The organism is Acinetobacter sp. 22512, assembly GCF_052044755.1.
In the GTDB taxonomy this organism is placed as follows: Bacteria; Pseudomonadota; Gammaproteobacteria; order Pseudomonadales; family Moraxellaceae; genus Acinetobacter; species Acinetobacter pittii.
On the sequence record NZ_JBQENP010000033.1, the window covers coordinates 1 to 14,731 of the forward strand.

Here is a 14,731-nt window from a genome sequence, read left to right on the forward strand (position 1 = left end):
AGTAGACAGATTCCTGACACGGAATACTATAACTTACATCACTTAAATAGGATGCGTAAGTTGTGTAAGTTACGCCACTTAAATAAGTTAAGGCGCTAAAGCGATAAAAGCTACATGATGGTCAGTACTGAGCACTGGCGATCTAAGTCAATGCTGCAGTTCTCATCATCATTGGAATAAGTGGACAAATTCCTGACATGGAAATTGCAGCGAGATTGGCTAAAGTTACTGCACTGATTATCAGTCGAGATGTCGTTATTGATTATGCCTTATACGGAACTCCAGAATTAGCCCTCGTTGCGAACAACAAAGCAGAAATCCTGCAGTTCCGCGGACGCTGATAAGTAGACAGATTCCTGACACGGAATACTATAACTGAGGTCACCTAAATAGGATGCATAAGTTGTGTAAGTTACGCCACTTAAATAAGTTAAGGCGCTAAAGCGATAAAAGCTACATGATGGCCAGTACTGAGCACTGGCGATCTAAGTCAATGCTGCAGTTCTCATCATCATTGGAATAAGTGGACAAATTCCTGACACGGAATACTATAACTGAGGTCACTTAAATGGGATGCATAAGTTATGTAAGTTACGCCACTTAAATGAGTTGAGGTGCTAAAGCGATAAAAGTGGCACTGTTGGAAATATAGATTTAAGTCGATGATTTTTCCTTTAAAAAAAGTACTTAAAGACGGCTTTGTTGCACAAAGCTGTTTGTAAGGTCTGATTCAGCAATATAATTTCCGAATGAAGAAGCCAGCAACTAAAATCTACCGTACAACGAATTGGTCCGCATATAAACTCAGTGCGAGAAACTTTCAGAGCCAAGTGAATGAGATAACACTAAATATAAAAAAATGGAAGAATAATTTACTAAGTTATTGTTTTTAAGTTGATCCTTGTTTTATATGGGGGTGATAATAACTTCTGATTACTAGTTTTTACCTTAAATATACCGATTGAAAGATTCATTTAAAGGCTATGAATACATGAGTTTTACAGTTTGGCTAGGTCAGCATGAGTACTTTTCACAAGATTTAAGATCGACCATGAACGTGATTAAGTTATAGGGGATTGATGAAATAGTTTTTATGAATTTCTGGCTTTCTGGGCTGATTTTATCAAATTCATGTCTATGCAAAATTGCGACATATTTCTCGTGCTGGTAGTTATCCAGAGTTTGGTCTGCATCTATCCATAGTGCAGACCTTTTTTTGGTGACAGTTTTTTCTTAGTGATTTTCGATCTGGATGTAGTGATTTCACGTTTGCAGAATATATCTTGGCGGTGATCCATCTAATATTCGTGATTATAAAGAGAGCTAATTCACAGGTTCTACAGATTATGTAGCGACTAACTATATCAAAGTCTATTTGCAGTTGATGGTTGGCGCTTAGTTTATATTTACGCTTAGGTTTCAGTTAAAAAATCAATATTCTGTTGAATCCGTGATTGAATCATCTGTAGGGTAGATTCTCGAATTTGATGGGGATACAGGCGCTGCGCAATTTGACTAAATTGAAGTGCAATTTCACGCATGGTCAAGATGATCTCATCGACTTCTAGAGTAGTCAGATTAGCTTCTGAAGTACCGAGTTTATGTATGTCATTTCGGGAAATATTGAGCGCTTCTCCCATAATGTCCATTTGATGATAACCACCTGGACCCTCGCAGAAGGTCACATCATAGGCTGGAGCCAATTTCCATTGACCATTTTTCTCCATGAGAAATGAAAAGTTCTTAGTATGGTCATCCCGATTATTGAAAAGCACATTAAACACAGCACGTTTAAAAGCATGCAATCTTTCTCGTACATCTTGCGTACACATCAAGGTTGCCCGGAGAAAATTGCGATAGTCTAGGCTACCTGGAACTTTATAGTCTGCTCCTGTATATGCAGCCAAACTCTGCATTGGAATCCGCATACCATTTTGACGATCGAATCGTTTAGAAGCAAAAGCCGTTAAACCATTGGGCAAATTAAAGAAATGGGTATCTGGAGTCTCAATTGCACAAAGTCGCAAACATTCTGCATAGACGGCTTCAATGGCGCAGACTTCAGGATGCTCTTGCTGAGCAGGAAACTTAATCAGCCAGGCTTCATGTTGATCAGAATCTTGAGTCGAAAACTCTAAATTGACAGGATCTCGGTAAACCAACGCTTTTGGTCTGGCACCTTGAGGGGAGCCACCCATGACCAATAAATGCTGTAGAAATTCACCACCTTCACCTTTGAGTACTTCTTGAACTTCCTGGGCCAGTTGTTGTAAAGGGATATTTTCTGAGGTTTGCATGTCAGCAACACAAGGTTCAAAGGAGAGGGCACCCATTGCGTGACTACTAATATAGGTCAGACGCTCCAAAGGTCCAATTCGTGCTGAATTTAAGCCAATTTTTTTGAAATATCGATCCATCAACATCATGCCCCAACCATCTGGTAAAGCGTCATAGACTGGACCTGGGAGTCCCATTTGATGAGTAGGAAAACCTTGTCTGAATGGTAGACCTTTTAAAGGCAGCAAGTAAGAAGAGAGCTCAACACCTTGCTGTATTGCTTCTGGACTATATTCAAAAGCAATGGTGGGTCTACCTGTCGTGGCTGTTGAACTAATCAGCGTTCCCCATAACCATGATTCGCCCCAACCGTTGTAATAAACATTAAGTCTATTGAGCATTATCCCTTCCTCTTAATACGGTGGCGCTTACTTTGACTCTCATAGCGAAGAATGTCATTCACACTGTTAAGCTGAGGTTTAAATAGTTCCTGAAGTTCGTTTAATCGACCCAAGACCATTGCAATACGGACTAAATTTTCAACAGATACATTTCGTCCCGCTTCAAGATTCGAAACTGTATTCACGCCGACACCAGCGCGTGCTGCTACCTCAGCTTGAGACATCTCCAGAAAGAGTCGTTGCTTACGTAAACGCTCACCTAAAAGAGTCACAACTTCTTCTGGTTTAGTGAAATATAAATCCATTAAATTGGGTCTTAAGAATGAATAATTTAATTAAATCACAAAATAATGGAATTAATCTATAGCTATAGTGTGGCTAAGGAGGGCTTTGTTGCACAGCACATCAGAAGGGTAGGTATAGTCCTTGGGTATCGGTTACAGAAAATCATCAGGATGTACTTTGACTGATTGTTGATACGGAGATTTCAGTATTTTCATTTTTCCTAATAGGTCACATTACTTAGAAAGGGTTCTTCGAAAATTAGTTCATACTTTAAAAATCCTATAAATATTGAGGATATTTTCTTAATGCTTTCAATATAGCATGCGGCTATATGTAACTCGAACGGGCTTAATCTGCCTTTCAGTATAAATTTTTTGGGCGTGAGAGGGGAGAGGTGTGAGGGCAAGCAATTTATATCGTGGATACTTCTAAATTACTTATGTAATAGAAGGTGGTAAACATGGATTTAGAGGTAATAACACTAAATATAAAAAAATTGGAAGAATAATTTATTAAATTATTGTTTTTATGTGGTTATTGGTGATGTTATGAATAATAATAACTTTTTCTTGATGAATTTTACCTAAAAAAATTGATCAGATAATTTTCTTTAAATGTCATGCATACATAAATTTGACAGTTTGAAGGGATCGGTATGTGCATTTTTCACAAGGTTAAAGATCGACCATAAATGTGATAAACGGCAGAGGATCATTGAAAAATGAATGGATTTAAACACTACATGTATGCACGAAAAAAAGTATCGCTGCGGTTCTGCTGACAGGCTGTATTGAGCATTGAATGCAAATGATGTAGTAATTGTCTACAGGCTATAGGACCAGCATGAAGAAGAATGAAATGTAGTTGCCAATTTATAACCTTGGTTGAAAAGCATAGCATTGTTATTCGGAGAAGTGAGGTAAGCCATCCTTCTCTTATTCATTTAAAATGATTCTTACTCAACTGATCTCGACTCATGGGCTGGTTCCAATTAGACGGATAATAACTTCCATCCCCTATCTTTTTCTTACCACATTTCTTGCATTTAATCCCTTCTTTGGAGATTTGATTCAGCATCACTGTTGTCGGTTGAATCAAATCAATGACATAGTTCGTTGGTTCAGGAAAAGCAGAAGAGGCTGCTTTATTGCAAAAGAGAACATTCGGATCAAATGGATTGGATTGCACAAAAGCCATGATACAGCCACAGAGTAATTCACCTGCATGTAATCTGTAACATCCATTCAGGTCATCAGACGAAGATTAATCTGAAATTTAAGCACTAAACGCCATAAATCTATGTATGGGCAGACTTTTTTGAGACATATGTTGATAAACATGCGGCAAGTTACATTGCTTAAAAGTCTATCTAAGTTAACGATCTATTCAATTCTGGATAAGTAATCTGAATATTACGATCCTAAATTACCCGAAGAGTATTAAGATTTCTAAGAATCGTGATTGTTGGTTTATTTGGGAAATTAATCAGTGGATTGAAGCAAAGATGATGGCTCATTAAGGATTGTGGGCTTCGACTACTTAAATTTTAGGTATTTTGAATAAAGCATATTTCAAAAATCTTAATTAATGGATTTAAATTACCATAAAAACCTTCAATATTGGCTTGAATCCATTGTTGTTGAGAGTCAATGCGAGACCAATCAATACCATAACCACAATGAGCAATCAGATGCTCAAAGAAAATCCGTTGTGTACGTCCATTACCTTCACGGAATGGGTGTATGACATTAAGCTCACAATACAAGTCGGCAAGTTGAGGAATCAGTTGTTGTGGTGCTAAGCCTTGAAAGTATTTTTTTTCTTGAAGCGTTTTGAGTAGTTTATTGGTTTCAATTTCAATACGGGAAAAATTACAAAAACGGGTGTCACCTTTGGAAATATCGATTTGTCTTAACTTTCCTGCCCAGTCGTATAAGTCGCCAAAGAGCTGCGCATGAATTGATTTTAAGTATTGTAAGTCGTAAGGTGGTTCAGCATATTCAATTAAGTTACTTGCCAATCCAGACAGTTCTAGTTCAGCTTGTTCTAAAATTTGTTCATCATGAATATTGAGTTTGTTCTTTAGGATATTTGTGCCAGGGTAACAATACAGGCTGTCACCCATTTCCCCATATTTATCCATACATGCACCTGACTAAGTTTCGGGTTGCGAATACTTCTTATATTTTTGCAAGATTTCAGCTTTACTTTGTTGAGTTGTTTGAGCTGTCGTTGTAATGCCTTCAAGCTTTAGGCTGGCTTGATAGTTTTGCGCACGTGTCGCTTGAATATATTTTTTTTTCTGTTCAGTGGTTCTGAGCATTTCGAAACTCCATTGATGCTACACGTGAAGTAAGTATAGCAGAGAATCTTTTTGATCAATGCTGCATACACAGCATTTCAAAATGTAATACAACGGTATTGTTTCATGTAATAACAGAAAACTAAAAAAAAGTGGAAGAATTTTTAAAATTTAGACCACCCATGATAAGTAAACCATATGTATTTGTTGATAATTGTAATTTTGAGAAAATTTAGTTGATAAATTAAATGAATTTTAATATACAAAGATATGCTCATTTTTTATATCGATAAAAATGTTAAAATTTGACTATTTAGTAAAAAATATAGAGATATTTATGGGGCAATTTATCATGCCCTTTTGCTTTGAGCGACAAAATGTTCAATTTAAGATAGTAAAAATTAACTCAGAACTACTGAAAATCAAAAAGATTAAACAGAGCCAGAAAGTAGTAGTACAAGCAAAGTTCAAAATAATCTATGTGAAAATTTGGCAAAAAATATTGCTATTAATGCAAACGGAGCCATGCTTACGTGTACATTCTAATTATGTTGCAATCTTACAGTTGATACATAATCTTGATGATTTTATCGAAAAATCACAGCAACACTTGTGCTTTGAGAGAAAAGCTCAGAAAGAGCTGGATGCTAAATTTTTTGCTAGATTTTTTAAGCTGACAAAGAGTTCAATAAAAGATCAACTTTTACCAAATTGTTCAGATCGTAATGAATTTAACCAATGCAATTTGATAAAAAATTAAGCGAAAGCGAATATGCCAAAGATTGAAACAGAAGAGCAATTCTTAGATTTAGCAGAAAAATTCCAAAAAGATTATTGTTTATTACGCAATCATGTTGTGAATACACAATTTGTCGATCTATCAGATGATTTACGTGAAAAAGCCCATGCTCTATATAAGGAAGCACAACAGATATATGGCTATATATCTAGTTCTAGACAATTAGGTAAATATTATTATCTAGCTTCTTTAAGTTATTTTGCATGCCCGACTACTAGTAATACTCAAGAGCTGTCGTCTGAACGTTATTTGATTCTACAAGCGAGTTTTTTAACATATCGGCAGTATCAAGAATTTGCAAAAATTGATAAAGCTGAGAATAAGCAAAAACATGTTTGTGATCTCTTTCGCTATGTATCACGATATGTTCTGGATTCTAATCATGCTGAATTATTTCAAGAATGCAGTGAGCTACTAAATCGCTATGTCATGTACGAACGTAACTTGAAAAAGGAGGATCGTAATCAACTTTTTAATATTAAAGATTTCAAACAAGTACAAGCCATAGAGTATTTATCGGCTCTATTAATAATTTTTAAAAGACTTGATGATCGTCGTGTTGTTCATCGTCAGCGTAAGTCAAAAAAAAGTAAAGTTTTGCAATGGCCGACGAAAAATGAACTCAAAAAATTTCGTGAAATTAAAACGGGTAAGCAAGTAGATATTGGACATAACGCAAAGATCAGTATTTATGATGCCGCTCTTCACAAAGATGAAGAGGGTGAAGTTGATCTATTAGATCCTGAAATGGAGTTTTATTCAGAAGATGAAAAGTCTAAAAATTTAAATTATATACTCAGCGATAATGCGACGCATCTAATGCGGCATCGCCAGCGCCGTCATGCTCCTTTTGTTACAAATCCACATTATTTGGCGCCAGATATACTGAAGCAAATTGTTTATGTGTTGAGAACCGAGTTATCCGGGCACTGGAGGGATGCTGCAATCGCTGCAGCATGTTTATTGTCACTTTTGACGGGATTATCACCCGTCGCACTGATGGATTTTAACGAGCTTATTCAAGATGGAATTTTGATCCAGAATGGTTCAAGTAGACGTCGCGAATATTTACTCAAATTAAATCTTAAAATTACAGAGCAGAAGATTAAGAGCTTAAATCATGTGCGGTGGAATGAAGTGATGACACATCAACTACATTTACCTTCTGCTTGGTTTGACTATATAGAACAAGCATCGAATCCACTAATTTCATCAACACACATTAATACGAAACTTAAGAATTGGCTTGATAATCGGTTTGTAGGTTCGATCACTGTAGAAAAACTGCAGGCTCAATTATATTTTCATATATATTATGAAACATATAATGAATATCTTGCTCATGTAATTGCTGGGCGGGATAGTCAGCATCACATGCCTGGTATCTATTATGGCGGGCTACCGAAAACTCAACTCAGTAGCACATATCTAGCCTTTTTAGAAAAAGCACTTACACCACATTCCACACATTTTACTGAAGACACGGCTGAACTAAAAATATTGCAACAACAATTCAAAGTGCAATCTGCATTATCTATAGGAAGGATAGGGAGCCAACTGGCACTTGAACCCAATTTTGTGAAAGAGCAATTCCATATTTTACATAGACATTGTCACGAAAACATCCAAGAAGATAAGCACATTATTAATCAACTTAATGCATATGCGTGTTGGATGTGGCATATCAGTTTGTTGAGTTTGGCAAGTCGGCCTAAAAAAAACCTGTTGGGGAATTTGGATGATTATTGTGTTGAGCTCAAGCTTTTATATGTGAATGATAAAAAAAATAGTAAAGCAAGAAAAGATGGTCGTTTTATCCCTTTATCTGATTTTTTCATAAAAACACTGCAAAATTACACTGCCTTTTTAGAACAAATTATTGAAGCGTACGGTTCATTTTTTAGACAAGTCTTTGCAAAGAAGAAGATAACTGTAAATGATCTTTTTGGTAAGGTCATTTTTAGTAAAGATATCTTGCCGATAACTGTCAAAGAATGGCAGAGCAGGAAAATTAAGTTAATCCCTTTATCGAGAAAATGGGTGAATTCATATATGCAAGGAGTCTTTCCAAAGAATATGTATTCGAATTGGTTACGTCATTTTGACATGAACTTTTTGATGCATGAGCAGCAAGAGGGTAAACCAGCATTAGCTTTTCACTTAATTCAGGCCCTGTATGGTCATGACCAACGTGACCGAGAGGCTTTTCATCCGCATTCTTCACTTATCCCGAATGTCTATGTACAGCAAGCCCGCCAGCAATTGCAAGATAATGTCAAATCTTTATCGATTAAACACTTAGAGCGAAAATAGTTGTATGCAAAAAATCAAAGAACTAATAAAACCACAACTAGATGATCTATTTGTTGATATTCATAAAATGGTGAAAAAGTCGCTAGATAGACAGCCTTCTCCACCTGAAGTATTGACGCAAGACATGCAGCAAAAACTTGATCAGCAGATCGCTGAAAAATGGCATGACATTAAAGATAGTGTTGATTGTTTGAGTCAAAAGTTGAGCCGAGACGAACAATCAAAACTGATGCAATTTACTGAAGATGAATTTAATAAAAGAAGGAAGCAATTCAACCAGAATGTAGATAAAAAATCATACAGAATTAAGCTAAATCCACATACTAAACGGATCGTACTGCCTAGAAAAATTGAGAGTACAGAGTCACGGTTAGAACAGGGGCATCTACATATCCATGTACTTAAGGAATTAAGGCAGTATTGGCAAGATTCATTTGAATATTGGAATGAACCAAAGTACTTATGGGGAAATTTATGCTTAAGTTTTATATATATTTCAGGCTGTGCAGATGAACAGCATTTGATTGCTATTCAGAAGCAATTGCAGGAGGCCATTGAGCTTGGTACAGATCTGAATTGTTTTCGGTTATACCATTCGGACTACAAAAAAATCACTAATCCATTGTTACTACATTATCGTGTTGAAAACTCTCAATATGGCAACGATGTAGAACAGGGAAAGTTGTACCAATGGAAACATGTTTTTTTTAACCCATATGCGCAGTTCATTTTGCAATATTTAAAAAAGTTGAAAGCTACTCAGAAAGAATTTTGTCTGCAACATTCAGTTGAAGATTGTATTTTAGAAAGCTTGAGTAAGATAGGCAGGAAAAAAAGTCTTGGGGATCTGCAATATCAAATTAAACGCCGTGGATTTCGTGCATTTAATGATGTGCAAATGGTACTCGAATTTAATCCAAACCTCAGCATAGATATATTTTTGAGTAATGTGCTTCAGCAAGAGATTAATACTGTTGCTTTAAGGCCATCCGAATTTAGATTGCTGTGGAATAATGATTACAATCAAGTCACAGAACCAGATAATCGCCCTATTCATTTTGAACAAGAGCAGTTACTTCCTGAAGTTCCGACTGTTCAAAGCAAATTACAAACGATTCCGTATGAGTTGATGTTGTTTGGTCAAAAGAAACGTAAAGGTCAAAAAGTTGAGCGTTTAGATAAAAAGAGGAATAAAGAAGAACGCACGCTACGTTTTTGGCAAGAAACTAGAAGGGTGTTAGAGGAGAAGATAGTTGATGCTAATACAGAGGAAAAGTCTTTAATTGATGCTCAACTACGCTTAATTCACTGGTTAATGCATTTAAAAAAACGAGGGCTTCAATTATCAACTATTGAAAGCTACTTAGGATCGTTTGGCAAAGAATTTATATTTGAGATTTGGCTCAATAAATTAGATTTAAAGCAACAATCCATAGATGACTATGAGGATTTATATCGGCAGCTATTGAAATACAGCAGTGAACGTGATGAAAAAGCAGTTCAACGAGATTCGGTGAAAGGAAAAACCTCTCGTAAGATGCACCAAAGCGCAGAATACCGTTTTGGTCGCCTAAAAGATTTTCATCAATTCTGTATAGAGAATTATGATGCTCCAGGGGTATTGGTGCTACAGAATTCAAGTTTTAAGCATTTACAAATTTGCAATGCACGGCTAGTGAGTCCTTTGCTATTTGGCAAATTATTGGAAAAACTAGAAAATTTAAGTCAAGAGCCAACGGCATCAGAGTGGGTCGATCATCTGAGTTGTTTAAAGCTGATGTATTTACTAAGTTATAGAACTGGACTTCGATTAAATGAAGTTCGTTGTCTTAAAATACAAGATATTATTTGCCCAGAGCTACTTTATAAAGAAAAAGAAAATACAGTTTTTAATAATATCACGCTTCATATCCAAGACAATTCATATCGCCGTCTGAAAACGCGAAGTGCGAATCGTCAAATACCATTGAAAATTGCATTGTCAGAACATGAGTTTTTAGTAGTACAACGTTACATACAACATCGTTATGAGCAATATTTGGTTAATCAGCAGGATGATCTACTTTTTAGTGTGAATCATCGTGTATTAACTGATCAATGTATCAGCAAAATTACAGTAGATTTGTTTAGTCAAATATTAGGTATGCATCATGGCTTTAGTTTTCATACATTACGCCACAGTGCTGCTAACTATCTAGCAATAACTTTGCTCGGTTCAAAAGAAATGATCAAGACCTACACAGATTGTCCTTGGGTAAAAGCAAAAAAGATGAGGGATTTATTGTTTGGTATGAAAGCACGTGCTCAAGAAGAGATTATTCAACATAAATGGCAGGTGCTCGCCTCTTGGATGGGGCATAGCAGTATTGAGCAAACGGCTTCAAATTACCTTCATGTTTTGGATTTATTAGCAGTCGATCGAATTTATAATTCGCCGTGTATCATTTCAAAAAAAGTATTAGAACAGTGTTTTAGTCCAGTGAAGTCAAGTACAGACTACATAAACCTAAATCGTTATACTCAGCAGCAGAAATGGTTTAATTCTTATCAGCAAACACAGCCAGTTACGATGGCTGGCCGACAAGAAAAGAAGTTTAGTATAGAGAAGAGTACTCTGACACCTTTTCAACGTTTGATAAGTTTTAGAGAAGGTCGTTTAAGCGAAGATACCCAAGCACAAGAATGGATGCAGCGATGTCAATTTATGAGCACTAAATGGATGGACCCCAAAAATTTTAATTTAAAAACGAATTATGTTAGTAATAAAAATTTAGATGTGGGTTGGTTTGATGAGCTTTACGACAAAGCTAAGAAACTGACACGTTCTGATGAAATAATTCCTCTCCTTGATTTGCATAACCAACATGATAAGGGGAAAGATATACCTAAAGAGTTGAACGTGGTCAATGCACTTAAGGTATTATTATTATTTGGAAAATTACGTAAAAACTTTCTACATTTTCAATGCATAAAGAAAGATGATGAGCAACAAATTGTTAATTTTATTACTGGTATAGAGCCAATGTTAGGAGATCATCTGTATTTAGAAAAACAAAACTACCCAGTTAATTTGGATGCTCCTGAGCGAACCGTTAAATTTAGTTTTCAAAGAGTTGTCGGCTCTAACAAAAAAAATGTTACTCCGCTGGTTATATTTAATTTAATGTTAAAAATGATGCAAAAAGATGAACTCTGGTTGAAATAGCCTAAGCAAACTAAAAGGGGAATTGTTTAAAAATCTCTCTGGTTATAAGTAAACTGTCTTTATGAAAAGCATCATACTAACTTTGATTCATAATAAAGGGAATTTAAAAGCTTTAGCATCACAATTTGGTCACTGGATTTTAGACAATAGTGTAAAGATTAGCACTTTGGTAAATCGATGAGCTAAAGTGTTGTAGTCCAAACTCGATCTGACAATTACCCATTTTTTAGTGTGCCCGTCAGGTTAAATTTGAACTGAATTTTTCTCAGCCCAAATTCATTTCCAATCAAGTTATGTTTCAAGTGGCGTGCGAACACTGCACAATTTAATTCACGGTGCCTAAGACAGGTATCAACTTCGGACCAGCCATTCTAGCTTTGCTAATGATTTCCACCAGCTCATCATAAGTCAGTTCAAACTTATCCTCACTATCAAATACATAGACCATATTCTTGCCTTCATGTTCAGGTGGAGTAGGTGGTACAAATCGTTTCGGGATAAGAATTTGTGCGAGTTGTTCGTCAGTTAATTTAAATAAGTGCATGTTTTTATCCTACTCTTGGTAAGTCAGACCATTTGGTTAAATACGAAGGTGATCTAAGGTTTTGATTCATGTGCCATGTGGCTTCTTTATTGTTGGCAATGCCTAGCGTGACGAGATTCTTCCCAAACCGTTCACTGATGGCTTCGATGGCATCTGAAAGCCTTTCTCGCTCTTGCTTATGTGAATAGTCCGTGAATAGATCGGGCACAAACTTGGATTGATCTGTAATTTCGAGCAGCACGATTCCCGCCTTTTTATACTTAAAGCCTTTCTTAAATATCTGATCGATGCCTTTCATCGCGGCCTTGGTGATGAGCAGTAGATCATCCGTATGCTCATGCATTTGAACGACGATGTAAGGCGAGTAGCGCTCTGTCTTATCAAAGCGACTGGTTTGGATATACACGCCGATCATCTTGCAGATTGAGCCATCTTCCCGCATTCGTTTCACGGCTCTGGCCACATAAAGCCGAACCGAAGCTTTAATGTCATCCATTTCATACACTGGGTTGCCATATGAACGGCTGCTGATGATTTGCTTCTTCGCTACAGTATCATCACTAAGGTCAATACAAGAAAGGCCCTGTAGCTCAAGCACCGTCTTTTCCATCACGATACTAAACTGCTTTTTGATTTCTTTAGGATTGGCATTGATCAGATCCAGCACAGATTGAACACCCATAGTATTGAGCTTCTTACAGTTCTGTCTGCCTACGCCCCAAACCTCAGACACATCAACCTGCGCGAGTAGCGTTTCTGTAGAGCATGGGTCCATATGGGCCAGATTACAGACCCCATTGAAGAACTTGTTTTTCTTGGCGAGATGATTGGCAATCTTGGCTTCGGTTTTAGAGCGACCAATTCCAATACAGCAGGGTAGGCCTAACCAACGCCAAGCCTTAGCCCTCATGTCTTGAGCATATACAGTCAGGTCAAATAGATGCTCGTAAGCTGTGAGCTTCAGAAAGCATTCATCAATGGAATAGACCTCTTGATCTCCTGGTGCAACATAGTCCCCAAGCAGCTCCATAAAGCGCTTGGACATTTCGCCATATAAGGAGAAATTACTGGATAGCACCTGAATGTTATGTTGTTTGATCAGCTCTTTAATTTGGAATACAGGAACACCCATCTTGATGCCTAAGTCTTTCGCTTCCTGGCTTCTGGCCACGGCACAGCCGTCATTGTTGCTGAGCACAATGGTTGGGCGATCATTCAAGGCAGGATTAAACACACGCTCACACGAGACGTAGCAATTATTCACGTCGACTAACGCGAATATTTCATTTTCACTTTGCATGGTTATTCTTCTTTTTATGAGCGGTGATAAATACGCTTTAAATTAAAAGTCACCACACCCCAGATTGATATGGTCTGACTATCATCAGGAATGATGTGATTGTAATTCGAATTTTCAGCCTTCAACCAAAGTTCTGGAAGCGGATAATCTTCATCTCCAAATATTTCTTTGATTTCAGACTTGGACATCTTATTGGTGATCATCAGCCGCTTAATGGTTGAGGCATTGTCATCAATCAGGGCAACCACGATATCGTAATGCTTGGCTTCAATACTGCGATCAATAATGATTGGATCATTAATCTCTAGGCCAGCATCGAGCATGGATTCACTGTCTACATAGGCAATAAAAGTAGAAATAGGGTTGTGAATCAGGAACTCATTCAGATCGAGTGCTTTGTCTTGCTCATCCTTGGTGCTGAAGGCCGGACCTGCAGGAATACGCTCTAAAGAGACGGGAATAGATACTTTGGATTTGGGTAGGACAGCAGTAAGCCCTAATTTTTCAACAAGCTCATTTTGAACAGCGATTTGTTCAAGCACGGTGTTGATGGTAGGACTTGGTTTACCCTCTGGACCCATGAGCTCTTGTAAAGATGACCATGCGTCGTCAGAGAAGTAAATAGGCAACTTCTTAGACATGAGATACTCCTACGCTACGAGGCGTGTTTGGAAGTAGAATTTGTTTAAATAGGATATTACTAACAGCGTTTAAAATTCAAATTTAAAAAGTTGTGGATAAACAAGGATGCTCAGAATAAGACGTTTTGTTTCTGCTCATCGCGTGGAAATGTGACGAATTCATCGGGCATTTGAAAGAAATATTCATGCGCATGTTCATGATCGGCTGTTAGCCAGTCTTTTCTGTACTGTTCTGGAATAACGATGATGGATCGCTTCTCATCCTTCGGTGCATGGAATTGTTTCATAAAAGGGTGATGGTCCGAATTGATGGTCAACATTGAAAAGGAACGTACCTTATTGCCATTAATCACTGCATCATCATAGATCCCTGCAACAGTAAAAGGCTGATCATCTTTACGCTTGATGGTGTACCAGTGTGGCTTGCCATTGATGTATTTCGGCTCATAAAATTCTTGTACTGGGACTAGGCAGAACTTGCTGTACTTCCAAGCATGTCGAAAGCTAGGCTTATCTGCTACAGACTCAGTTCTGGCGTTATAAGTATGACTGCTGAACTTCAATTCTTTCGCCCAGCTCGGTAGTAATCCAAACTTTGCAATATCAAGCTCTGATATGTGCTGAATTAGCAGGAGACTTTCACTTGGGATATGCTAGGCAGCTA

12 protein-coding genes and 1 pseudogene are annotated in these 14,731 nt (G+C 37.2%); 4 read left to right on the top strand and 9 right to left on the bottom strand.

Annotation, left to right across the window (positions count from 1 at the left end; all coding sequences use genetic code 11):
* The first annotated feature begins 197 nt into the window (after window positions 1–197).
* Complete coding sequence (locus tag ACTJJG_RS18600) at window positions 198–341, top strand: hypothetical protein (protein ID WP_153565456.1); 144 nt, start codon at window positions 198–200, stop codon at window positions 339–341.
* A 1,071-nt stretch (window positions 342–1,412) separates the two neighbouring features.
* On the opposite strand, the gene ACTJJG_RS18605 is transcribed toward ACTJJG_RS18600, so the two are convergent.
* The 5 genes from ACTJJG_RS18605 to ACTJJG_RS18625 all read right to left on the bottom strand — a co-directional run bounded on the left by ACTJJG_RS18605 (window position 1,413) and on the right by ACTJJG_RS18625 (window position 5,286).
* Complete coding sequence (locus ACTJJG_RS18605) at window positions 1,413–2,678, bottom strand: type II toxin-antitoxin system HipA family toxin (RefSeq protein WP_000934717.1); 1,266 nt, start codon at window positions 2,676–2,678, stop codon at window positions 1,413–1,415.
* Window positions 2,678–2,983, bottom strand: a complete 306-nt coding sequence (locus ACTJJG_RS18610) for a helix-turn-helix domain-containing protein (protein ID WP_000366814.1) — start codon at window positions 2,981–2,983, stop codon at window positions 2,678–2,680. The genes ACTJJG_RS18605 and ACTJJG_RS18610 overlap by 1 nt, the downstream gene beginning before the upstream one ends.
* A 919-nt stretch (window positions 2,984–3,902) precedes the next feature.
* Window positions 3,903–4,160, bottom strand: coding sequence for a hypothetical protein (locus tag ACTJJG_RS18615; RefSeq protein ID WP_004726728.1), 258 nt, complete (start codon window positions 4,158–4,160; stop codon window positions 3,903–3,905).
* Window positions 4,161–4,509: 349 nt separating this feature from the next.
* On the bottom strand, window positions 4,510–5,106 hold the full coding sequence (locus tag ACTJJG_RS18620) for a putative adenosine monophosphate-protein transferase Fic (RefSeq protein ID WP_004826955.1): 597 nt from the start codon (window positions 5,104–5,106) through the stop codon (window positions 4,510–4,512).
* A gap of 12 nt (window positions 5,107–5,118) precedes the next feature.
* On the bottom strand, window positions 5,119–5,286 hold the full coding sequence (locus ACTJJG_RS18625; protein WP_002125865.1) for a YhfG family protein: 168 nt from the start codon (window positions 5,284–5,286) through the stop codon (window positions 5,119–5,121).
* A gap of 274 nt (window positions 5,287–5,560) precedes the next feature.
* Between ACTJJG_RS18625 and ACTJJG_RS18630 the strand changes: the two genes are divergently transcribed.
* Genes ACTJJG_RS18630 through ACTJJG_RS18640 form a run of 3 tightly spaced genes read left to right on the top strand, consistent with a single transcriptional unit; the run spans window position 5,561 to window position 11,582 of the window.
* A complete protein-coding gene (locus tag ACTJJG_RS18630) occupies window positions 5,561–6,025 on the top strand; it encodes a hypothetical protein (protein ID WP_000911011.1) in 465 nt (154 codons plus the stop codon).
* 12 nt (window positions 6,026–6,037) lie between these two features.
* Entirely contained in the window at window positions 6,038–8,377 is a 2,340-nt protein-coding gene (locus ACTJJG_RS18635; RefSeq protein WP_002058482.1) for a hypothetical protein, read from the top strand.
* A 4-nt stretch (window positions 8,378–8,381) separates the two neighbouring features.
* Window positions 8,382–11,582: a tyrosine-type recombinase/integrase gene (locus tag ACTJJG_RS18640; RefSeq protein ID WP_372552854.1), complete on the top strand. Its 3,201-nt coding sequence runs from the start codon at window positions 8,382–8,384 to the stop codon at window positions 11,580–11,582.
* 325 nt (window positions 11,583–11,907) lie between these two features.
* Here ACTJJG_RS18640 and ACTJJG_RS18645 read toward each other — a convergent pair whose 3' ends face one another.
* The 4 genes and pseudogenes from ACTJJG_RS18645 to ACTJJG_RS18660 all read right to left on the bottom strand — a co-directional run.
* Window positions 11,908–12,126 carry a hypothetical protein gene (locus ACTJJG_RS18645; RefSeq protein ID WP_000550047.1) on the bottom strand — a complete coding sequence of 73 codons (219 nt, stop codon included), beginning with the start codon at window positions 12,124–12,126 and terminating at the stop codon, window positions 11,908–11,910.
* 4 nt (window positions 12,127–12,130) lie between these two features.
* Complete coding sequence (locus tag ACTJJG_RS18650) at window positions 12,131–13,426, bottom strand: Y-family DNA polymerase (protein WP_001190352.1); 1,296 nt, start codon at window positions 13,424–13,426, stop codon at window positions 12,131–12,133.
* A gap of 14 nt (window positions 13,427–13,440) precedes the next feature.
* Complete coding sequence (locus ACTJJG_RS18655) at window positions 13,441–14,067, bottom strand: LexA family protein (protein WP_000038641.1); 627 nt, start codon at window positions 14,065–14,067, stop codon at window positions 13,441–13,443.
* 110 nt (window positions 14,068–14,177) lie between these two features.
* A pseudogene (locus ACTJJG_RS18660) lies at window positions 14,178–14,678 on the bottom strand (SOS response-associated peptidase); the annotation flags it as partial.
* Window positions 14,679–14,731: the final 53 nt, after the last annotated feature.